The sequence below is a fragment of the Herbihabitans rhizosphaerae genome (assembly GCF_004216555.1).
Lineage (GTDB): Bacteria > Actinomycetota > Actinomycetes > Mycobacteriales > Pseudonocardiaceae > Herbihabitans > Herbihabitans rhizosphaerae.
Genome location: NZ_SGWQ01000001.1, coordinates 847,872 through 866,789, shown reverse-complemented (window position 1 = coordinate 866,789; position 18,918 = coordinate 847,872). Strand labels below are relative to the sequence as shown.

The 18,918-nt window shown below is 70.6% G+C and carries 23 protein-coding genes and 1 tRNA gene; 12 read left to right on the top strand and 12 right to left on the bottom strand.

Annotated features, from left to right (window positions below; all coding sequences use genetic code 11):
• Positions 1-29 precede the first annotated feature (29 nt).
• Entirely contained in the window at positions 30-1,628 is a 1,599-nt protein-coding gene (locus EV193_RS04430; protein WP_130342611.1) for an ABC transporter permease, read from the bottom strand.
• A complete protein-coding gene (locus EV193_RS04425; protein WP_130342610.1) occupies positions 1,625-2,524 on the bottom strand; it encodes an ABC transporter ATP-binding protein in 900 nt (299 codons plus the stop codon). Before EV193_RS04425 ends, EV193_RS04430 begins: the two co-directional genes overlap by 4 nt.
• 94 nt (positions 2,525-2,618) lie before the next feature.
• Between EV193_RS04425 and EV193_RS04420 the strand changes: the two genes are divergently transcribed.
• Positions 2,619-3,137 (top strand): GbsR/MarR family transcriptional regulator, encoded by a 519-nt coding sequence (locus EV193_RS04420; protein ID WP_130342609.1) that lies wholly within the window; start codon positions 2,619-2,621, stop codon positions 3,135-3,137.
• Here EV193_RS04420 and EV193_RS04415 read toward each other — a convergent pair.
• On the bottom strand, positions 3,134-3,742 hold the full coding sequence (locus tag EV193_RS04415; protein ID WP_341273136.1) for a TetR/AcrR family transcriptional regulator: 609 nt from the start codon (positions 3,740-3,742) through the stop codon (positions 3,134-3,136). The two genes, EV193_RS04420 and EV193_RS04415, sit on opposite strands and share 4 nt — an antisense overlap.
• A gap of 161 nt (positions 3,743-3,903) precedes the next feature.
• Here EV193_RS04415 and EV193_RS04410 point away from each other — a divergent pair, with 161 nt between their 5' ends.
• Both EV193_RS04410 and EV193_RS04405 read left to right on the top strand, forming a co-directional pair.
• Positions 3,904-4,545: an NAD(P)-dependent oxidoreductase gene (locus tag EV193_RS04410; RefSeq protein WP_130342608.1), complete on the top strand. Its 642-nt coding sequence runs from the start codon at positions 3,904-3,906 to the stop codon at positions 4,543-4,545.
• 81 nt (positions 4,546-4,626) lie between these two features.
• Entirely contained in the window at positions 4,627-5,289 is a 663-nt protein-coding gene (locus EV193_RS04405; protein ID WP_130342908.1) for an SGNH/GDSL hydrolase family protein, read from the top strand.
• Here the strand turns inward: EV193_RS04405 and EV193_RS04400 are convergent.
• The 3 genes from EV193_RS04400 to EV193_RS04390 form a co-directional block, all read right to left on the bottom strand.
• On the bottom strand, positions 5,286-5,921 hold the full coding sequence (locus EV193_RS04400; protein ID WP_130342607.1) for a LysE family translocator: 636 nt from the start codon (positions 5,919-5,921) through the stop codon (positions 5,286-5,288). The genes EV193_RS04405 and EV193_RS04400 overlap by 4 nt on opposite strands.
• Positions 5,922-5,988: 67 nt before the next feature.
• Positions 5,989-6,441 carry an SRPBCC family protein gene (locus tag EV193_RS04395; RefSeq protein ID WP_130342606.1) on the bottom strand — a complete coding sequence of 151 codons (453 nt, stop codon included), beginning with the start codon at positions 6,439-6,441 and terminating at the stop codon, positions 5,989-5,991.
• A gap of 14 nt (positions 6,442-6,455) precedes the next feature.
• Complete coding sequence (locus tag EV193_RS04390) at positions 6,456-7,046, bottom strand: DUF2017 family protein (protein ID WP_165401217.1); 591 nt, start codon at positions 7,044-7,046, stop codon at positions 6,456-6,458.
• Positions 7,047-7,174: 128 nt separating this feature from the next.
• On the opposite strand from EV193_RS04390, the gene EV193_RS04385 reads away from it, so the two are divergent.
• The 4 genes from EV193_RS04385 to EV193_RS04370 all read left to right on the top strand — a co-directional run bounded on the left by EV193_RS04385 (position 7,175) and on the right by EV193_RS04370 (position 11,143).
• Positions 7,175-8,839 (top strand): DUF885 domain-containing protein, encoded by a 1,665-nt coding sequence (locus EV193_RS04385; RefSeq protein WP_130342604.1) that lies wholly within the window; start codon positions 7,175-7,177, stop codon positions 8,837-8,839.
• Positions 8,840-9,010: 171 nt separating this feature from the next.
• On the top strand, positions 9,011-10,159 hold the full coding sequence (locus tag EV193_RS04380) for a thioester domain-containing protein (RefSeq protein WP_130342603.1): 1,149 nt from the start codon (positions 9,011-9,013) through the stop codon (positions 10,157-10,159).
• A 133-nt stretch (positions 10,160-10,292) separates the two neighbouring features.
• Entirely contained in the window at positions 10,293-10,505 is a 213-nt protein-coding gene (locus tag EV193_RS04375; protein ID WP_130342602.1) for an antitoxin, read from the top strand.
• Between the two features lie 56 nt (positions 10,506-10,561).
• Entirely contained in the window at positions 10,562-11,143 is a 582-nt protein-coding gene (locus EV193_RS04370; RefSeq protein ID WP_242613129.1) for a putative glycolipid-binding domain-containing protein, read from the top strand.
• On the opposite strand, the gene EV193_RS04365 is transcribed toward EV193_RS04370, so the two are convergent.
• The 3 genes from EV193_RS04365 to EV193_RS04355 form a co-directional block, all read right to left on the bottom strand.
• Positions 11,144-13,129 carry a fibronectin type III domain-containing protein gene (locus EV193_RS04365; RefSeq protein ID WP_130342601.1) on the bottom strand — a complete coding sequence of 662 codons (1,986 nt, stop codon included), beginning with the start codon at positions 13,127-13,129 and terminating at the stop codon, positions 11,144-11,146.
• Between the two features lie 227 nt (positions 13,130-13,356).
• On the bottom strand, positions 13,357-14,340 hold the full coding sequence (locus tag EV193_RS04360; RefSeq protein ID WP_130342600.1) for a prephenate dehydrogenase: 984 nt from the start codon (positions 14,338-14,340) through the stop codon (positions 13,357-13,359).
• 30 nt (positions 14,341-14,370) lie between these two features.
• Positions 14,371-15,612 (bottom strand): M20 metallopeptidase family protein, encoded by a 1,242-nt coding sequence (locus EV193_RS04355; protein WP_130342599.1) that lies wholly within the window; start codon positions 15,610-15,612, stop codon positions 14,371-14,373.
• Between the two features lie 65 nt (positions 15,613-15,677).
• Here EV193_RS04355 and EV193_RS04350 point away from each other — a divergent pair, with 65 nt between their 5' ends.
• The 5 genes from EV193_RS04350 (at position 15,678) to EV193_RS04330 (ending at position 17,767) form a co-directional block, all read left to right on the top strand.
• Positions 15,678-16,157 carry a tRNA adenosine deaminase-associated protein gene (locus EV193_RS04350; RefSeq protein WP_207222482.1) on the top strand — a complete coding sequence of 160 codons (480 nt, stop codon included), beginning with the start codon at positions 15,678-15,680 and terminating at the stop codon, positions 16,155-16,157.
• Positions 16,154-16,609, top strand: coding sequence for a nucleoside deaminase (locus EV193_RS04345; protein WP_278044154.1), 456 nt, complete (start codon positions 16,154-16,156; stop codon positions 16,607-16,609). Before EV193_RS04350 ends, EV193_RS04345 begins: the two co-directional genes overlap by 4 nt.
• Before the next feature lie 106 nt (positions 16,610-16,715).
• On the top strand, positions 16,716-16,907 hold the full coding sequence (locus EV193_RS04340; protein WP_130342597.1) for a hypothetical protein: 192 nt from the start codon (positions 16,716-16,718) through the stop codon (positions 16,905-16,907).
• Positions 16,908-17,052: 145 nt separating this feature from the next.
• Complete coding sequence (locus EV193_RS04335) at positions 17,053-17,658, top strand: RNA polymerase sigma factor (protein WP_242613128.1); 606 nt, start codon at positions 17,053-17,055, stop codon at positions 17,656-17,658.
• 22 nt (positions 17,659-17,680) lie between these two features.
• Positions 17,681-17,767, top strand: a tRNA-Ser gene (locus tag EV193_RS04330).
• Between the two features lie 84 nt (positions 17,768-17,851).
• Here EV193_RS04330 and EV193_RS04325 read toward each other — a convergent pair.
• From EV193_RS04325 to EV193_RS04315, 3 genes are all read right to left on the bottom strand, one after another.
• Positions 17,852-18,106, bottom strand: coding sequence for a hypothetical protein (locus EV193_RS04325; RefSeq protein WP_130342596.1), 255 nt, complete (start codon positions 18,104-18,106; stop codon positions 17,852-17,854).
• 7 nt (positions 18,107-18,113) lie between these two features.
• Positions 18,114-18,299 carry a hypothetical protein gene (locus EV193_RS34690; RefSeq protein WP_165401216.1) on the bottom strand — a complete coding sequence of 62 codons (186 nt, stop codon included), beginning with the start codon at positions 18,297-18,299 and terminating at the stop codon, positions 18,114-18,116.
• 117 nt (positions 18,300-18,416) lie between these two features.
• Positions 18,417-18,884, bottom strand: coding sequence for a hypothetical protein (locus tag EV193_RS04315; protein WP_130342595.1), 468 nt, complete (start codon positions 18,882-18,884; stop codon positions 18,417-18,419).
• Between the last annotated feature and the right edge of the window lie 34 nt (positions 18,885-18,918).

Below are 18,918 nucleotides of genomic sequence, written 5' to 3'. Positions count from 1 at the left end.
GGTCGGCGGTTCCCCGAACCGATTCCTGGTCAGCCGATGTCGCGGCGGCGGAAACCCGCCATTCCGGCGGCGACCGCCACCACCGCGATCCCGGTCAACCACACCAGCGGCGTCATGGTCAGCTCGGCCGCCGGCAGCTTCGGAATGTGCGTGAACGGCGAGACGTCCATGATCGCCTGGCTCAGGTTCACCGCCGGGCCGAACATGGTGATCAGCACGAACAGGCCGATCGGCGCCCACGCCGCCATCGCGTACTTGGGGAACAGGCCGAACAGCACCGCCGAGATCCCGGCGACCACCCAGACCGCGGGCAGTTGGGCGAGCGCGCCGCCCAGCGCGCCGGGCAGTTGGCCGCCCACATCGCCGACCCGCAGCCCGTGCATCAGGCCCATGCCGAACCCGCCGACCGCGAGGATCACCGCCGGCCCGACGATCGGGAACACCAGGTGGCTGCCGACCCAGCTCAACCGGCTCACGTTCGTGGCCAGCAGCGGTTCGACCCGCACGGCCGTCTCCTCGGTGCGCATCCGCAGCACGGCCTGCACCGCGTACAGCGCGGCGAAGATCCCGAACATGCCACCCATACCCGCGATGAACGAGTCCACAATGGACTGTGCGCCGCCCATGCGCTGGAAGATCTCCTTGGCCTGCGGGCTGTCGCCGATCAGGTCGCCCATCCCGGAGGCGAGCGAGCCGAACATCGCGCCCACCAACAGCATTCCGGAGGTCCAGCCGATCAGGGTGCCCTTCTGCAGACGCCAGGCCAGCGCGAACGGGCTGCGCAGGCCGGGTGCGGCGACGGCCGGTCCCGGGCGGGCCGGCAGCACGCCGGCGCCCACGTCGCGGCGGGGCAGCAGCCAGTAGCCGACGCTTCCGATGGCCACCGCGAACACCAGCGTCATCGGCAGTACCCACCAGCGCTCGCCGGCGAACGCCCTGACCTGTTGCGCCCAGCCGATCGGCGACAGCCAGGACAGCCAGGTGGCGTCCGTACTGGAGTCGCCGGCGCCGCGCAGCAGGTAGGTCACGCCCAGCACGGCCGAGCCGATTCCGTTGGCGGTGCGGGAGAACTCGGCGATCTGCACGCACACGGCGGCGACGCCGGTGAACGTCCAGCCGACCAGCGTGAGGCCGAGGCCCATGGCGAACGAGCCGGCGGCCGGCAGTCCGGCGCCGATGCTGGAGAAGGCCATCAGCAGGCCGATCACCAGGCTGGTGCCGGCCGACACGAGCACGGCGGCGGTGAGTGCCGCGTACCGGCCGACGACCGTGGAGCCGAGCAGTTCGAGGCGGCCGGTGTCCTCCTCGGCCCTGGTGTGCCGGGTGACCGTGAAGATCGCCATCAGGCCGATGAGCACGGCGATCACGCCGGTGTACCGCCACGAGGCGAACCCGCCGGGAGTGGACAGGTCGAACGCCGGCCCGTAGATCACGCTGATCGACGGGTTCTTGCCGGCGCCGCTGATCAGCGCCTGGCGCGCGGCCTCGGTCGGGTACAGCTCGTGGTAGAGCTTGGCGGTGCTGGCCGGCAGGAAGCTCAGCACCAGGATCCAGATCGGCAGGATGATCCGGTCGCGGCGAAGGGCCAGCCGGACCAGTTGCCTGGTGCCGACCAGTGCGGCGCTCATTTCGTCACCGCCCCTTCCGCGGTGTAGTGGCGCAGGAACAGCTCCTCCAGCGTCGGCGGCTGGCTGGTCAGGCTGCGCACGCCGACATCGCTGAGCCGGCGCAGCACGTCGTCCAGCGCGTGCGTCTCCACGTCGAAGCGCACCTTGTTCCCGTCCACGTGCAGGTCGTGCACGCTGTCCAATGTGGACAGACCGTTGGGGTGGCCGGCGAGCTCGGCGGAGATCGACGTGCGGGTGAGGTGGCGCAGTTCGGAGAGCGTCCCGGTCTCCACGGTGCGGCCGTTGCGGATGATGCTGACCCGGTCGCAGAGCGCCTCGACCTCGGCGAGGATGTGACTGGACAGCAGCACGGTGCGGCCCTGCTCGATCTCCTCGCTGATCGCGTACTGGAACGTGGCCTCCATGAGCGGGTCGAGGCCGGAGGTCGGCTCGTCCAGCACCAGCAGCTCCACACTGGAGGCGAGCGCGGCGATGATCGCCACCTTCTGCCGGTTGCCCTTGGAGTAGGTGCGGCCCTTCTTCTTGGGGTCGAGGTCGAACCGCTCGATGAGGCTGTCGCGGCGCTTGGTGTCCAGGCCGCCGCGCAGGCGTCCGAGCAGGTCGATCACCTCGCCGCCGGACAGGTTGGGCCAGAGGTTGACGTCGCCGGGCACGTAGGCCAGGCGGCGGTGCAGGTCCGCGGCGTCGCGCCACGGGTCGCCGCCGAGGAGGGTGACCTCGCCGCGGTCGGCGCGCAGCAGGCCGAGCAGCACGCGGATGGTGGTCGACTTGCCCGAGCCGTTCGGGCCGAGGAAGCCGTGCACCTCGCCGGTGGCGACGGTGAGGTCGAGTCCGTCGAGAGCTTTGGTCCGCCCGAACGACTTGTGTAGTCCGTTGACGGAGATGGCGTTGTCCATAGCTCGGAAGGTACTGTGACTTCACAAAGTTGTGAAGTTAAGAAAACGTATGGATCGGGTGATGAACCATGGCACTGTCACGCAGGATGAAGTCATGAGTTCCCAGCCCGCCAGTTCTCAGTCCGACGCGCCAGACCGCGACGAAGAGGCCGTTCGCCAGTTCATCGAGCGGTTCGCGCTGGTGCTCACCAACGCGGGTATGCAGCGGATGGGCGCCCGTGTTTTCGTCGGCATCATGGCCTCCGAATCCGGTGAGCTGACCGCGTCGGAGCTGGCCGGGTTACTGCAGGTCAGCCCGGCTGCGATCTCCGGATCGGTGAAGTACCTCGAGCACATCGGGCTGATCGAGCGGGCGCGCAAGCCGGGTGAACGCCGCGACCACTTCAAGCTGCTCGACGACGGCTGGTTCGAGGTGTACGGCCGCAGGAACACCATTTGGGACAACATGGTCAACGCGCTCGATGATGGCCTGGGCGCGGTCGGCACGAACACCGAGGCGCAGGCGCGGCTGGCCGAGACCCAAGACTTCTTTCGGTTCGCCGCCAAGGAGTTCGACAGCCTGCTCGAGCGGTGGCGGGCGCATCGCGACGAGGTGCGCCGCGCCGACGGCTAACGGGTCTCCTTGGTCGGGCGCAGGTTCTCCAGCAGCGCCTTGACCAGTTGGCCGGCCAGATGCTCGATGACCGCGTCGTCCGGCGGCTGGTCGTCGAAGGTGGCGAAGAACGCGGTCTGGAAGCACGCGCCGAGCAGCAGCGACGCGGCGGCGTCCGGGTCGAACGTGCGCCGCAGCCGGCCCTGGCTCTGTTCGGCGCCCAGGTACTCGGCGAGCTGGTTGTTCGGGTACCTCGGGGTCATCTCGCGCAGCTTCAGCTTGGCGCGGTGGGCGTCGAGCAGTGCGCGCGAGGAGAACAGCGACATCGCGATCGGGAAACTCTCCAGGTAGAACCGCAGCGCGCTGTCGGCGACCAGCATGAGGTTCGCCCGAACGGTGCCGGAGCCGGCCTTCGCGATCAGGTTGTCCAGGTGGAAGCCGAGATCGGGCAGCCGGAGCGTGAGCACCGCGAGGAAGATGTCGGTGCGGTCCTCGAAGTGCTTGTACAGCGTGGCCTCGGAGCAGTCCGCCGCCTTGGCGATCTCCTTGGTGGTGGCGTGCGCGTAGCCCTTCTCGCGCATGAGCTTCTCCGCCGCGTCGATGATCCGCTCGCGCGTGGGCACCATGTCGTCTCCTCGGGTGAGTGAGTGCTCACCACAGTAGTAGCGAGTACTCACCCACTATGGGTGCGACGCGTCTGAGCACGTTCTCAGCGTCCGGTTGGCATGGTAAGTGAGTAATCACTAGCCCCTGGGTGAGTACTCACTAACCGGAGGAGCGTGGCCCCATGAAGATCACCGTGTTCGGAGCGACCGGAGGCACCGGCACCGAGTTGGTCAGGCAGGCGCTGGACGCCGACCACCAGGTCACCGCCGTGGTGCGGGATCCCGCGCGGCTGGAGATCGGCGAGCGCACCGGTCTCGACGTGGTGACCGCCGACGTGATGGACCCGGAGTCGATCGAGCCGACCGTCGCCGGCCGCGACGCCGTGGTGTTCGCGATCGGCGCGCGAGGCCGCGGCCCGACGACCGTCGCCCAGGACGCCGCGAACTCCATCGTGACCGCGATGCGCGGAGCGAGCGTGCGCCGGTTCGTCGTGGTCAGCGCCGCCGGGATCCACACCACCGGCGACGATCCGGTCACCCGGTTCGTGGCCAAGCCGATCCTGAACGCGGTGCTGCGGCACCCGTTCGCCGATATGAAGGTGATGGAGACCGTGGTGCGCGGCAGCGGACTCGACTGGACGCTGGTGTGCCCACCCCGGCTGACCGACGGCAAGCGGACCGGCACGGTGCACCGCAACACCCGGCGCAACGTGCGCGGCCGGTTCAGCATCTCACGCGCCGACCTGGCCGACTGCCTGCTGGCCACGATTACGGACGATTCCCTTGTGCGGCAACAGGTCTCGGTGGCCGGCGGCATTTGGTAACATCGTTATGTGAACGCTGTCAGACCACTCGCCGCCACGGCGGCCACCGTCCTGCTCGCCCCGGCGCTGCTCGCACAGGGCATGCGGGTGCGCCGGGACACCCCGAGGCTGCCACCCGCGACCGAGGACGCGACGGGTGCCGCCGGGCGGGCCGGTGCTCCGGAACTGCGGTTGCTCACCCTCGGCGAGTCCACAGTGGACGGTGTCGGGGTGGACAGCCACACCGACGGGCTGACCGGCCGGCTCGCCATCGCGCTCGCCGGCCACACCGGTCGCCGCGTGCACTGGCTCGCGTCCGGCCGCACCGGGGCCAACGCCCGGCGGGTCCGCCGCGAACTGCTCGACAGCGCGTGCGCCGCGCCAGCCGACGCCGTGGTGATCGCACTCGGCGTGAACGACACGATCGAGCTGCGCTCACCGGCCGCGTTCCGCCGCGACATGCTGGCACTCGTGGTCGCCGTGCGCGCCCGGCTCGGCCGCGTCCCGGTGATGCTGGCCGGCGTGCCGCCGATGGACGCGTTCCCGACCTTGCCGCAGCCGCTGCGCACCGTGCTCGGCCTGCGCAGCCGCGCGCTCGACGCGCAGCTCGCCCGTCTGTCCCAAGTGGACGGTGTGTGGCACGTGCCGGCCGCGCGGGCGGCGCTGCGGCCGGAGCACTTCGCCGCCGACGGCTTCCACCCCGGCGCGCACGGCTACCGCATCTGGGGCGAACAGCTCGCCGGCGAGCTGGCGCGACTCGTCTAAGCAGCCGCTCGGCGGTCGGTGAGCATGCGCACCGCGAAGAAGCCGAGCACCGCGCCCATCGTGTAGCGCTGCGCCCGCAGCCAGCCCTCGCGCGCGGAGAAGAACCTCGACAGCCCACCGGCGGTCAGCACCACGAGCCCGTTCACCGTGATCGCCACCGCGATCTGCACCAACCCGAGCACCAGGCTCTGCAGCCACACCGCACCGTGCGCCTCGTCCACGAACTGCGGCAGCAGCGACACGTACAGGATCGCGATCTTCGGGTTCAGCAGGCAGGTGAGCACGCCCATCCCGAACAGCTTGCGCCTGCTGTCCGGCGCGAGATCCTTCGGCTGGAACGGCGAGTTGCCGCCGCGGATCGCCTGCCAGGCCAGGAACAGCAGATACAGCGCGCCGGCGATCTTCAGCACCGTGTACGCCGCCGGCACGGTCACGAACACGGCGGCCAGCCCGGCCGTCGCGAACGCCAGGTACACCAGGAATCCCGCGCCCACGCCGAGCAGCGACACCAGCCCGGCCCGCCGTCCCTGCGAGATCGACCGGGACGCCAGGTAGATCATGTTCGGCCCGGGGGTGAGCACCAAGCCCAGTGCGATGAGCGCGATCGCGAGGATCGCCGAGCCGTCGACCATGGCGTCACGCTAACCCGCGAACGTGGCACTCCGAGACGGCCACCGGACGCCGGTTCCGGCAGGCCACTCAGCCGCGCGACTTCTCCGCGGCGGCGATCAGCTTGCCCAGCATGTGCTTGATCACGATCCGCGTGCCGCTGGACACGGCCAACCCGCTCAGCGGCACCCGCTCGGTGAACGCGACCCGCCAGGTCACCAGCGTGCGGCCGTCACCCCGCGGTGTGAGCAAGACCTCGCCGCGATAGTCCCGCACCACCGGGCTGAGCAGCGTGTACACGTGCAACCGGCCCGGCTCGTGCTCCAGCGTCTCCTCGCGCAGCAACAGCGGCCAGCGGCCCACCTTACGGATCGCGCCGACACCGGCCGGCTCGTCGACACCCTCGCGGGCCCAGGACGCGTGCCCGATCAGCGGCGCACCCCACTCGGTCCACCGTGGCCCCTCGGCGACCAGCGAGTGCACGGTCTTCGGATCCGCCGTGGTGGTGCCGGTCAGTTCGAACGAGAACCGCCTCGCGGCCATGAGGTGCCCTTCCGTCAGTGGTGCTCGGCCGGCTCCGGCTGCGCGATGTCGGTCAGCCCGTCGACCACGTGCGCCAGCCATTCGACCATCTGCGCGTGCCATTCGTGCTTCTCCGGGTCGACCGGAGGCATTTGGGCGTACCCGCGCTCGGAGGTGTCCTCCGGCGGCTGCCACACGCCGGACGCGATCGCGTACACGATCCGCATCGACGGCAGGGCGGCCGTCCACGCGTCGACCTCGCGCTCGTCCAGGGTGACCACGCCGCCGTTGTCCGGCAGCGACTCCAGGGTGACCTCGGTGACCAGGTAGAGGAACGACACCACGTCCGGCTCCCACCACAGCCGCAGCGGCTCGGGGTCCTCCAGCGGAAGGAATTTCTCCAACAGCGCGGCCAGTGGCGGGTAGTCGGTCAGTTTTTCGGGCAGGCTCAGGCCCAGCGCGACGCTCGTCTCGTCGGCCGTGTAGCCCTCGTGCCGCCATTCCAGCAGCCGTCGGAACCCGTCGAGCTGCCGGCGCAACCAGTGCACCGACCGCGGCCGGAACACCCCGACGACCTGGTCGGGCGTGCGATCCCAGCACACGGTGCCGGCGTGCGAATCCTGCATGACTCCCGTTTCGTCACCACCTGTGGCCGGGCCAGTCTGCATGGTGATCTTCCTGTCTCGCCACCATTCCGGAAAACTTGGCCTTAACCTCACAGCCCGACCAAGTACCCCCCGACGACAGGGAGCACATGAACGCCGACCCCGCGACCAGCGTCCAGACGATCGCCGACGAGTTGCTGCGCGCCCTGCTCGAGGCCGAGCCGCTCGAGGCGAGCCTGCTCGGGCTGCCAGGTTACGAGGGTCTCGGTGACCCCTCGGAGGAGGGGGACGCGGCCTCGCGGGCGCGGGTGACCGACATCGCGGCGCGGCTGGACGCCGTCGATCGGGCCGGTGTGCACGGCGAGGACCTGGTGACGCTGGACGTGGCCAAACAGCAGGCCGATGCGTTCCTCTCCGCGCTGGACTCCCGCCAGGTCGAGTACACGATCACCGACCTGTTCGTGGCCCCGGCGTCCGGCCTGCTCACCGCGCTGCCGATGCTCAGCCTGGACGGGCGCGGCGAGTCCTACGTGGAGCGGCTGCGCGCGATCCCCGCCTTCCTCGGCGCGATCGCCGAGCGGCATCGGGTGGGCCTGCGTGCCGGCCGGCTGCCGGTCGCGCACCTGGTCACCAACGCGGTCGCGCACCTGGACCGGTACCTCGCCGATCCGGACGCCGACCCGCTGCGCCGGCCGACCCCGCCGGACGGAGCCGAGGCGTTCGCCGTCGAGCGGGACGCCCTGCTGGAGGCCGTGGTGCGCCCCGCCTTCACCGCCTACCGGCAGGTGCTCGCCACCGAGGTGAACGGGCACGCCAGGGACGCCGAGAAGGTCGGCCTGTGCTGGCTGCCGGACGGCGAGGCGTCCTACGCGTCGCTGTCGGAGTTCCACACCACCACCGCCCGCACGCCCGAGGACCTGCACCAGACCGGGCTGGACCTGCTGGACGCGCTGACCGGGGAGTACGCGGAGATCGGCCAGCGGGTGTTCGGCACGTCGGACCGGCAGCAGGTGTTCCAGCGGCTGCGCACCGACCCGGCGATGCGCTGGCGGGACGCCGACGAGCTGCTGGACGCCGCGCGCACGGCGGTGGCCCGCGCGGAACGGGTGGCGCCGGAGTGGTTCGGCCGGCTGCCGAGTTCGCCGTGCGTGGTGGAGGCGGTGCCGGCGGCACAGGCGCCCGGCGCGCCGATGGCCTACTACATGCGCCCGTCGGCGGACGGCACGCGCGCCGGCACCTACTTCGCCAACACGCACGACGCCGAGCAGCGCGACCGGTACCTGGCCGAGGTGACCGCGTTCCACGAGGCGGTGCCGGGCCACCACTTCCAGATTTCGATCGCGCAGGAGCTGGCCGAGCTGCCGGACCTGCGGCGGTACGTGATCGTCAACGCCTACGCCGAGGGTTGGGGGCTGTACACCGAGCGGCTGGCCGAGCGGATGGGCCTGTACACCGACGACGTGGCGCGGCTCGGGATGCTCGCCATGGACTCGGTGCGGGCGAGCCGGCTGGTGGTGGACACCGGCATGCACGTCAAGGGGTGGAGCCGCGAGCGGGCGATCGACTTCATGATCGAGAACGTGCCGATGGCGCGGCAGGACATCGTGGTCGAGATCGACCGGTACATCGCCTATCCGGGCCAGGCGCTGTCCTACATGGTGGGACGGCTGGAATTCGAGCGGCTGCGGGACCGGGCGCGGGCGAGCCTCGGGGATGCCTTCGACATTCGCGAGTTCCACGACCTGGTGTTGGGCGGCGGCGCGCTGCCGATGACGGTGCTCGACGACGTTGTGGCGCGCTGGGAATCACGTTAGGCCATTTGGACTAATTGTCACCCCCCGAACACTGTCCGTTTTGTGTCAGCGCTAAAGTCCGGCCTCGCTGATCGACTCACCAGGAGTGGCTCCCGGATCTCAACAGGGGGAGCGGACCGTGAGGTGATCAACATCGGGGACCGCTGTTTAGGACCGCGCATAAGGAGAGCCATGGCTAGTCGGTCAACCCTCGTCCGCGCCGGCGCTGCCGTCGTGGGAGCCTCGATCATCACCATGCTGACGGCACTGCCGGCCAGCGCGCAGACCACCGGGAAGCTGGACCCCTCGGGCAACGTGGACGGCCTCCGGGTCAACCTCAAGGGTGGCCCGCAGAACATCACCACCAAGCTGATCGGTCTCAAGAGCGGGGACGCGAAGCTCAGCACGTACTGCGTCGAGCTGCACGTCACGATCGACCCGAAGTTCCCCGACTTCAACGAGGTCGGCTGGGACGCCTACCCGCAGGGCGAATCGCCGTTCCACAAGAACCGCGCCAAGGTCAACTGGGTGCTGCACCACTCCTACCCCGCGGTGGAACTGGACAAGCTGTCCACCACGACGACCAAGGCCGGCCTGCAGTTCAAGGACGGGCTGAGCAAGGAAGAGGCCATCTCCGCGACCCAGGCCGCGGTGTGGCACTTCAGCGACCAGGCCAACCTGGACACGGCGAACCCGACCCCGGGCAACGCGGACGCCAAGGACGACGTCAACAAGCTCTACGGCTTCCTGACCGGCAAGGACAACGTCGGCATCGGTGACCAGCCGACCCCCGCGCTGAAGATCAGCCCGGAGAGCCTGTCCGGCGAGGCCGGCAAGAAGGTCGGCCCGTTCAAGGTCAGCACCACGGCCGACGCGGTCGAGCTGACCAAGCAGCTTCCCGAGGGTGTCAAGGTCGTCGACACCGCCGGCAAGGAGCTGGCCGCCAAGGACATCAAGAACGGCTCGGAGATCTTCTTCGACGTGCCGTCCGCCACGGCCGCCGGTGAGGGCAGCTTCAAGCTGGACGCCAGCGCCAAGCTGACCGCCGGCCGGCTGTTCATCGGCAAGGACTACCAGCAGCACCCGACGCAGTCGCTGATCCTGGCGAAGGCGGACAACACCAAGCTGTCCGACGAGGCCAAGGTGAGCTGGAAGGCCGCCGCTCCGGTGCCGACCAGCCCGAAGCCGAGCGTTCCGGTGAAGATCCCCGCCGGTGACGCGCAGGCCGCGCCGGCCGAGTCGGGCGGCGGCAACGCGCCGCTGCTGGTCGGCCTCGGCGTGCTCGCCCTGGGTGCCGCGGGTGGCGTGTTCGCGCTGCAGCGCCGCCGCAACCACGGCTGATCAAGGCATCACTCGCATGAGGGGCGCGTCCGGCTTCGGACGCGCCCCTCATGCTCGATAGGGGTAACGTTCGACGGCGTAATGCCACGATCGAGTGGTGGCCCGACCTTCAGTTGGAGTGCGAAGGAGCACCATGGGTATCGACTTCGGAAAGCTGAAGAAGAAGGCCGAGGAGATCGGCGAGAAGCACGGCGACAAGATCGAACAGGGTGTCGACAAGGCCGGAGAGTTCGCCAAGGGTAAGTTCGGCGGCCACGCGGACAAGATCGACAAGGCCACCGACAAGGCGAAGGACGTCCTGCCCGGCGGCGGCCCCGACAAGCGTGGGGACTCAGGCAACCAGTGACGAACGCTCAACACGGTGAGCGGGTCCTTCCGAACGGAGGGACCCGCTCCTCATCTGTGATCCACACCTGGCGCGGCGAGAACCCGCCGTCCATGGAGTCGGTCCGGCTCCTGGTCAGCGAGGGCCGGCTGCGCGGGTCCGGCAGGCTCGTCGTGGCGTCGGACCCGGCGGCGGGGATCGAGGCGTACAACGCGTCCTTCGAGCTCGGCGTGGACAAGACCGCCGACTCCGGCCGGCTGCTCGTGCGCAGCACCACGGCAGAGGAGGAGCGCACGGTCTCGCTGAGCCGCTCCGAGGACGGCGTGTGGCTGGTCGACCACGGCCGCGGTGATTCCGGCGCCGAGCGCAGCGACTTCGACGGTGCCGCGGACATCGATCTGGCCGGCGCGGTCACGTTCAACGCGCTGCCGATCCGCCGGCTCGGGTTGCACCGTGAGCCCGGCGAGCACGAGCTCGCCGTGGTGTGGGTGACGCTGCCCGACCTCACCGTGCACGTCGTGCGGCAGACCTACTCGACCGTGTCGATCGGTGAGCGCGAGTCGGTCGTGCGGTTCGCCCAGGACGACTTCACCGCCGACATCACCGTCGACTCCGACGGCGTGGTGATCACCTACCCCGGGATCTCCTCGCGGGTCTGATCAGGGCGTGAGCAGCAGCGACACGTAGCGGTTCGCGCGGGTGGCGTTCGGGTCCGTGCTGATCACCCTGACCTCGATCGAGTGCGGGCCGGGCACAAGGCCGACGGTGTTCAGCGCGATCCGCCAGCGGCCGCCGACGCCCGGCCCGTCCGCCGTCGTGGGCAACCCGGCGAGGTGCCGGCCGTCCAGCCACACCTCGATTCCGGCCAGCCCGGCCACGGCGGCGCCCGCACGCCGGCTCGCCGCCGCGTCCATGGTCACGTCCAGCAGCAGCCGGCCGGGCGGCACGCTCCTGCCGGGGTCGACCGGCATGCCGGCCGCGTCCAGCAGCACGGGCTCCGGCCGTGCGACCGCGGGCGGTGGCGGCGGGACCGGCGGAGTGGGCGGCGCCGGCACCGCACCGGCACCCGGCTCGCCGGTCAGCTCCAGGCTGGCGTGCTCGATGTCGGCGAGCAGCCGCGTGCTGTCCCGCGCGTTCCACACCCGCACGGACAGCTCGCCGCGCTCCTTGCCCAGTACGATCGCCTCCGGCGGCAGGTCGACCACGACCGGGTAGCGCACCCGCCTGGCCAGCACCTGACCCGGCACGGCGGGCCGCGCCGGCAGTACCTTCCCGCCGACGTCCACGACCAGCGCGTGCCGGTCGACCGGCGCGGGCACGTCGGTACTCGGCACCACGGTCAGCCGCAACTGTCCACTTCGGACACCGGCCATCGGCGGGCCGTCGACCGGCGTGGGCAGCGGGTTGAACGGCCCGATCCGGCGCTCCAGGTCCAGTGCCGGCGGCACGACCAGCTGCGGTGTTTCCGTTGGCGCACCGGCGAAACCGGCCCGGTCCACCGCCGCACGCAGTTGCCCGCCCTGCGGTCCGACGAACCCGACCAGCGCGGTCGCCTCGGTCCACGTCGGCACCACCTGGCCGGCGCCGACGAGCTGACCGTCGCGGAACACGCGGACGCCCTCGCGGGTCAGCCGCACCTCCCAGCGGATGGTCAACCCGGTTCTGGCCAGCGGCACCGGGTGCGGGGTGACCGGGACACCGGCGGCCGGCGTGCCGGGTGCGGTGACCACCTGGACCTGTGTCAGCGGGGTGCCGAGCGGGCTGTCCCCGGTGACCGGTCCGCCGGTCGGGATCGTCCACACCCGCACCCGGATCGCGCCGGGCGGGACCTGCTCGTCGATGCCGGCGGGACCGGACGGGGCGGGCGGGCCGGCCGGTGTCGGCGTGAGGTCCACCGGGCCGGGCACGAAGTCGAACAGCAGCTCGCCGGAGTTGCCGGGTGCGTCGGTCTCGACAACCGCGCGGCCGAGCACGTTCTCGTTGTGCGCCAAGCGAAACGGCGTGCGGGAGCGCAGTGCCACGGACTGCGGCCCACAGCGCGCCGAGATCATCAGCCGGCCGCGCTCCGGGGTCGCGCTGGCGCACGCCTGCGAGTGCGCGAACCGCCACAGCCGGGGGTCGGGGGCGTTCGGGCCGTCGAACCGGTCGAGCACGCTCAGCGGCGCGCTGTCCGCCGGATCGGGTACCGGCGTGCCGGCCGCCTTGGCCGGCTCGGACCGCTGGCCCCACGCGTCGACCGTGCGCACCTCGACGTTGTAGGTGTTGCCCGGTTCCAGGCCGTCGAGCTGGATCGCGGGTTCGGCGATCAGCTGGGGTTCGCCGAGCTGACCGCGCGCACCCCAGCGCACCTCGTAGCCGGTGGCGCCGGCCGGTTCTGGCGTGCCGGTCTCCTGTTGCCCCCACATCACCCGCAGCCGGTCGCCGCCCGGGTTGATCACGAGCCGCACCGGTGCGGCCGGCCGCGCGCCCGGATCGGGGAGCACGACGCCCTCGCCGGCGTGCCGGCGCACCGACGTCTGCGCGACCGGCTTCTCCGGCTCCGGCGTGGCGTTGTCCGCCGCCGGTTCGCGCAGCACGACCACGAGGCCGCCGATCACCGCCACGCCCGCGGCGAGCAGCACCGCTCGCCGCACTCGTTGATCCATCCCGTCAAACTAGAAGGTCCGGCCCTCGAAGGCACGTGTCGTTGTGCACCCGAGACGTGGAGCTAGTGCCCCGTGTCCGAGGTCATCTTGCGATTGCCGGGGCCGGCGCGGCGCCTCGCTGCGTTGTCGGCAAGGGCAAGTACAACCCCGGTACTAGCCTTACCTCCGCCTTGCGATGCATCCACGCCGATCCCCGGCAATCATCAAGGAACCTTGGACACGGGACACTAGTCGGCGGGCTCGGGCGGCACCTCGCCCAGCGCGTCATCGCCGTCCAGCCGCACGATCCGGCCGCCCTGGGCGCCGAGCGCGCGCAGGCCCGCCAGCGCCTCGGGTGCGGCGAGGTCGAGCCGGATCGGTACCGGCGCGGCGGCGCGGTGACCGTCCAGCGCCCGCCGCCCGTCGTGTCCACTGTGGACGGTCTTGCCGAGTGATCCGGTGGACGCCAGCGAGCCGCGCGCGGCGCCGAGCCGGCCGAGCGCCTCGTCCAGCGCCTCCCGCAACGGAGCTTGATTGCCCTCGCACATCGCGCGCACCAGCTCCGGCGAACTGCCGGCGACCCGGGTGCCGTCGCCGAACGAGCCGGCGGCCAGCGCCAGCGCCAGCGGCCCGCCGTCCGCGCCGACCGCGGCGAGCACCGCGGCCAGCAGGTGCGGCAGGTGGGATACCCGGGCCACCGCGTCGTCGTGCTCGCTCGCGGTGGTCGGCACCACGTGCGCGCCGAGGTCCAGCGCCAGCTCGGCCACCGTGCGCCAGGCGTCGACCGGGGTGCCGTCGTCGACGGTGACCACCCACGCTGCGCTCTGGAACAGCGTGGCGCTGGACGCCGCCCACCCGGACGACGAGGTGCCGGCCATCGGGTGTCCGCCGATGTACACGGTGGCCGGTGCCAGTCGGGAAACCGCGTGCCGCACCGGGGTTTTCACGCTCACCACGTCGGTGAGCAGGCAGTCGGGCGCGAGCACGGCGACTCGTCTGAGCACCTCGTCCACGGCCGGCAGCGGTACCGCGATCACGACGATCGCGTCCCGCTCGGCCGCCGCCCGCAGCGCGTCGTCCACAGTGGACTCGACGGTGAAGCCGTCAGCGGCGGCCGCCTCCGCGTCCTCTGTGGACAGTGTGCCGCCGAGGACCTCCCGGCCCGACGCGGCGGCGGCGCGCAGCACCGACCCGCCGATGAGTCCCAGCCCGATCACGCATACCGGTCGCATGTGGACATTGTCCCCTCAACGCAGTGTTTTCTAGCGAAGGGCGTCGAGTGCGACCGCCGCGTACATCGCCACGCCGTGCACCATCGCCGACTCGTCGAAGTGCACCCTCGGCGAGTGGTTGGGCGGCGCCTCCTCCGGGTCGACCCCGGGCTGGCACGCGCCGAGGAACGCCATCGCGCCGGGAACCCGTTGCAGCACATAGGAGAAGTCCTCGGCGCCCATCACCGGGAAGTCCATCAGCGCGGCGTTGTCCGCACCCAGCGCCGCACCGGCCACGCGCACCACGTGCTCGGCGAACGCGTCGTCGTTGACCGTCACCGGATAGCCCGGCACCACGTCCACCCCGGCCCGGCAGCCGTGCGCCTGCGCGACGTGCTCGCACACCTTCGGCAACTCCTCGCGGACGAACGCGCGGGCCTGTTCGGACACCGTGCGGATCGTGCCCTCCAGGTCGGCGAACTCCGGGATGATGTTGTTCGTCGTGCCGGCGTGGATGCTGCCCACGGTGATCACCGTGGGGTCGAACGCGCTCACCCGGCGCGTGATCATCGTCTGCAGCGCGCCCACCATGGCGGCCGCGGCCGGCACCGGGTCCAGCGCGTCCTGCGGCATCGCGCCGTGCCCGCCCCTGCCGGTGACCCGCACGCTGAACGTGTCCGCCGCGGCCATCATCGCCCCCGGCCGGGTGCACACCACGCCGCTGGGCAGCCGGGTGGTGACGTGCAGCGCGAACGCCTTGTCCGCCGGTCGTCCGGCGGCCGTCAGCACGCCGTCGTGGATCATGTGGCGGGCGCCGTGATAGCCCTCCTCGCCGGGCTGGAACATGAAGATCACCTGGCCGGCGAGCGCGTCCCGCCTGTCGGCCAGCAGGCGCGCGGCGGACACCAGCATCGCGGTGTGCGTGTCGTGCCCGCACGCGTGCATCGACCCGTCCACCTCGGAGGCGAACTCCAGCCCGCTGGTCTCGGTCAGGGGGAGCGCGTCCATGTCGGCGCGCAGCAGCACGGTGGGGCCGGGCTTGTCGCCCTCCAGCACGCCGACCACCGAGCTGCAGCTCTCGCCGGTGGTGATCTTGAGGTCCAGGCCGCCGAGCGCGTCCAGCACCGCCTGCTGGGTGCGCGGCAGCCGCAGCCCCTGCTCGGGGTGCTTGTGCACCGCTCTGCGCAGCGCCACGGTTTTCGGCTGCAGCGCGCGGGCGGCGTCCAGCAGGCCGGTGAACCGGGGGTCGTCCGAGAGCGGGGACGGCGGCAGCGGCGGCGGCGTGATGTCCATGTGATCGATACTGGCACGGATTCTCGGTTGCACCTTGAGTGCGTGATCCCAGTACCGTGTCCTCCATGGAGCCTCTCGAGGGCTTCGCGGTCGCCGTCGTCCGCGAAGACGGCAAGTGGCGCTGTGAGGCGCTGGAGATCGAAACGCTGCGAGAGCTCGACGCGGCGATCACCGGGCTGCGCAAGATCAGGTCCACCGGCGCGGTGTTCGGCATGCTCGACGTGGACGACGAGTTCTTCCTGCTGCTGCGCCCTGGCCCGGCCGGCGTGACGCTGCTGCTGTCCGATTCGGCCGCCGCGCTGGACTACGACATCGCCGCGGACGCGCTGGACCTGCTGCGGGTCGAGCCGCCGGACGACGACGATGACGATCTGTGGCCGGCGGGGTCGCTGGACCTGCTGGCCGACATCGGTGTGCCGGCCGCCGAGCTGCAGGTGATCATCGACGATGTCGATCTCTACCCGGACGAGCAGCTGCAGATGATCGCGCAGCGGTGCGGCTTCGAAGACCAGTTCAGCAAGGTGCTGGACACCATCCAGGCGTGACCGCCGACGAGCGGGCCATGCGTGCCGCGATCGCGGTGGCCCGCCGCGCGGCGGACAGCGGTGACGTGCCGATCGGCGCTCTCGTGCTCGCCCCGGACGGCTCGGACCTGGCCTCGGCGTGCAATGCCCGCGAGGCGCTCGGCGATCCGACCGCGCACGCCGAGGTGCTGGCGCTGCGGGCGGCGGCGGAGCGGTTCGGCGACGGCTGGCGGCTGGGCGGTTGCACGCTCGTGGTGACCGTCGAGCCGTGCACGATGTGCGCGGGCGCGCTGGTGCTCGCGCGGATCGCGCGGGTCGTGTTCGGGGCGTGGGAGCCGCGCACCGGGGCGGTCGGCTCGCTGTGGGACGTGGTGCGCGACCGGCGGCTGACCCACCGGCCCGAGGTCGTCAGCGGGGTGTTGGAGCGGGAGTGCGCCGCGCTGCTGGACGAGTTCTTCGCCGATCATCGCTGATGTGAGCTGAATCACATCGACGTGAGGGCGTCGGCTTGCCGGGAATCCGTTCGGAGTGACCGGGCCGGTACCGGATCGGTCCGCCGACCACGGAGGTGTCGTCGACATGGGCATTTTCGACGAGATGAAGGACAAGGCCGGAGAGTTCGTCGACCAGGCCAAGGAGAAGTTCGGCGGTCAGGGGCAGGACCAGGGTCAGGAAGCCCCGCAGGAAGAGCAGGGCGGCCCCCAGGACATGCAGGACCGGGCCCAGGAGGGCTTCGACAACTTCAGGGACAAGCTCCCCGGCCAAGGGTGAGCTGATCGCCGCGCGGGGTCACCCAACGGGGTGACTCACTGCCGCTGCGGCTGTTTCAGCAGGCCAGGCCGGCCTCGCGTTGAGACGATCGGGTTGGTCCGCATTCCTTGCGGGCCAACCCGATCGGGCGTTGGAGGGCTTTGGCTTGGCGGCTCTGACCGAGGCTGAACAGTCCACAGTAGACATCCCGGACGCCGTGATCGCGGCACGCGCCGCCGACGGCGATGTCGCCGCGTTCGAGATGCTCGTGAACCGGTACTCCGAGCGCGTTCGCAGGCTGGCCCTGCGCATGCTGCACGACCCGGAAGAGGCCGAGGACGTGACCCAGGAGGTGTTCGTCACCGCCTGGCGCAGGCTGTCCGAACTGATCGACCCGGCGGCCGTGCGCACGTGGCTGTTCCGCATCGCGCACCGGCAGTGCCTCGCGCTGTTGCGCAAGCGCGCCGACCGCCGCACCCACCCCACCGAGGAGCTGTCGGACATCATCGGCACCGTGGTGGGCAGTTCCGGCGGTGACGGGGTGAGCGCCGACCCGCAGCGCGCCGCCGTCGCGGGTGCTGGCGTGCGGGCGCTGCGGGTGGCGCTGCGGCAGTTGCCGCCAGGGCAGCGGGTGGCCTGGCTGCTCGCCGAGGTGGACGGGCTGAGCTACGCCGAGATCGCCCTCGTCGTCGGCGCTTCCGAGCAGGCCGTGCGCGGCCGGCTGTCCCGTTCGCGCACCCGTCTCGCCGAGGTCATGCGCGGCTGGAAGTAACCACTCTTGTACTCTGTCCGGCGGTGGCGTGTCCGAGCGGCCGAAGGAGCACGCCTCGAAAGCGTGTGAGGGTTCACGCCCTCCGTGGGTTCAAATCCCACCGCCACCGCTCTTGAACAGGGAAACCCCGGCAACCAGGAAGTACGGTTGCCGGGGTTTCCCTGTTCAGACCCAGTCCGTCTCAGTTTCCGTCTCAGTTGACCCCGTTCAGACGGCCAACCGGCACGGTGTCGGACTGGCCGTCATCGTCGCCGTCGAGGTCGCCGAAGTAGGCCGTCCAGAGGTCCGGTCGGGCTTGGGCGAACCGGCGGAGCGCGGCTACCTGTTCGTCGGACAGCTCCTCGATCTCGCCGGGCTCGGCATCCGGGTCGCCCCAGATGTGGGCGACCACCTGGTCGGCGATCGCGGCCACCAGCTCGCTATCGACGTGCTGGTATCGCTTCGTCATTGACGCCTCAGACCAGCCCATCACGTCCATGGCGGCCCGCTGTTGGGCTCCCAAGGCAAGCAAGCATGGTGGCGGCCGTGTGCCGCGCGTCGTGCAGCCGGGCGTCACGCACGCCGGCACGCCGAAGTAGGGCCTTCCATGTGTCGTGGTCTATGCGAGTATGGGTTGGCTTTCCGACGTGATTCGGAAACACCCAGTCCTCGTGATGCCACAGGTTGCCGGCGTTCCTTGTTCTGACGCTCGCGGTGTTCGGTCAACACCACGACCAGTTGTTCCGGCAGGCCGATCGTCTGTTTCCCGGCGTTCGACTTCACCTCGGCGACGACCATTCCACCGTCGCGCCGTTGTGGACAGTGTCCGCCGTACCGGTGGCCACACAGAGCCGCGCGTCGCATCCGTGCTTCCACTTCAGCCGTCGAACTGTGCGCCGAACCGAAAGCGTGCGCTTCTCAAAGTCAGTATATCGCCACTTCAGGGCCGAGCGCCTCACCTTTTCGTAGCCCAAGCGTAAGGGCGATGACGAACCGGGCGATGTTCCGAAACGAGTCGGCGGCAGCCAGAATTTTGGCAGCTTCCTCCTCAGTGAATGGGCTGATTTCCTCGTCAGGTATTCGTGGCGGCTTGGCCAGCTTTGCCGGTTGTTGGTGATGTGGTCGCGCCGATGGGTTTGGGCGAGCACGGTGCGCGCGACGCGGTGAATCTGATGAATTCGTGCCGGCTTGAACTCCGTTCCTGCCCGCGTCTTCATCGTGGCCAGCTTCGCGTACAGCCGTTCCAAGCACTCAGGCCCGCGACGGCTTGTCTGGACCGGC

What these genes read in the sequence shown, in the direction of transcription:
- EV193_RS04430 (WP_130342611.1), bottom strand. Translation starts at nt 1,628, where the DNA reads ATGAGCGCCGCACTGGTCGGCACCAGGCAACTGGTCCGGCTGGCCCTT.
- EV193_RS04425 (WP_130342610.1), bottom strand. Translation starts at nt 2,524, where the DNA reads ATGGACAACGCCATCTCCGTCAACGGACTACACAAGTCGTTCGGGCGG.
- EV193_RS04420 (WP_130342609.1), top strand. Translation starts at nt 2,619, where the DNA reads ATGAGTTCCCAGCCCGCCAGTTCTCAGTCCGACGCGCCAGACCGCGAC.
- EV193_RS04415 (WP_341273136.1), bottom strand. Translation starts at nt 3,742, where the DNA reads ATGGTGCCCACGCGCGAGCGGATCATCGACGCGGCGGAGAAGCTCATG.
- EV193_RS04410 (WP_130342608.1), top strand. Translation starts at nt 3,904, where the DNA reads ATGAAGATCACCGTGTTCGGAGCGACCGGAGGCACCGGCACCGAGTTG.
- EV193_RS04405 (WP_130342908.1), top strand. Translation starts at nt 4,627, where the DNA reads ATGCGGGTGCGCCGGGACACCCCGAGGCTGCCACCCGCGACCGAGGAC.
- EV193_RS04400 (WP_130342607.1), bottom strand. Translation starts at nt 5,921, where the DNA reads ATGGTCGACGGCTCGGCGATCCTCGCGATCGCGCTCATCGCACTGGGC.
- EV193_RS04395 (WP_130342606.1), bottom strand. Translation starts at nt 6,441, where the DNA reads ATGGCCGCGAGGCGGTTCTCGTTCGAACTGACCGGCACCACCACGGCG.
- EV193_RS04390 (WP_165401217.1), bottom strand. Translation starts at nt 7,046, where the DNA reads ATGCAGGATTCGCACGCCGGCACCGTGTGCTGGGATCGCACGCCCGAC.
- EV193_RS04385 (WP_130342604.1), top strand. Translation starts at nt 7,175, where the DNA reads ATGAACGCCGACCCCGCGACCAGCGTCCAGACGATCGCCGACGAGTTG.
- EV193_RS04380 (WP_130342603.1), top strand. Translation starts at nt 9,011, where the DNA reads ATGGCTAGTCGGTCAACCCTCGTCCGCGCCGGCGCTGCCGTCGTGGGA.
- EV193_RS04375 (WP_130342602.1), top strand. Translation starts at nt 10,293, where the DNA reads ATGGGTATCGACTTCGGAAAGCTGAAGAAGAAGGCCGAGGAGATCGGC.
- EV193_RS04365 (WP_130342601.1), bottom strand. Translation starts at nt 13,129, where the DNA reads ATGGATCAACGAGTGCGGCGAGCGGTGCTGCTCGCCGCGGGCGTGGCG.
- EV193_RS04360 (WP_130342600.1), bottom strand. Translation starts at nt 14,340, where the DNA reads ATGCGACCGGTATGCGTGATCGGGCTGGGACTCATCGGCGGGTCGGTG.
- EV193_RS04355 (WP_130342599.1), bottom strand. Translation starts at nt 15,612, where the DNA reads ATGGACATCACGCCGCCGCCGCTGCCGCCGTCCCCGCTCTCGGACGAC.
- EV193_RS04350 (WP_207222482.1), top strand. Translation starts at nt 15,678, where the DNA reads ATGGAGCCTCTCGAGGGCTTCGCGGTCGCCGTCGTCCGCGAAGACGGC.
- EV193_RS04340 (WP_130342597.1), top strand. Translation starts at nt 16,716, where the DNA reads ATGGGCATTTTCGACGAGATGAAGGACAAGGCCGGAGAGTTCGTCGAC.
- EV193_RS04325 (WP_130342596.1), bottom strand. Translation starts at nt 18,106, where the DNA reads ATGACGAAGCGATACCAGCACGTCGATAGCGAGCTGGTGGCCGCGATC.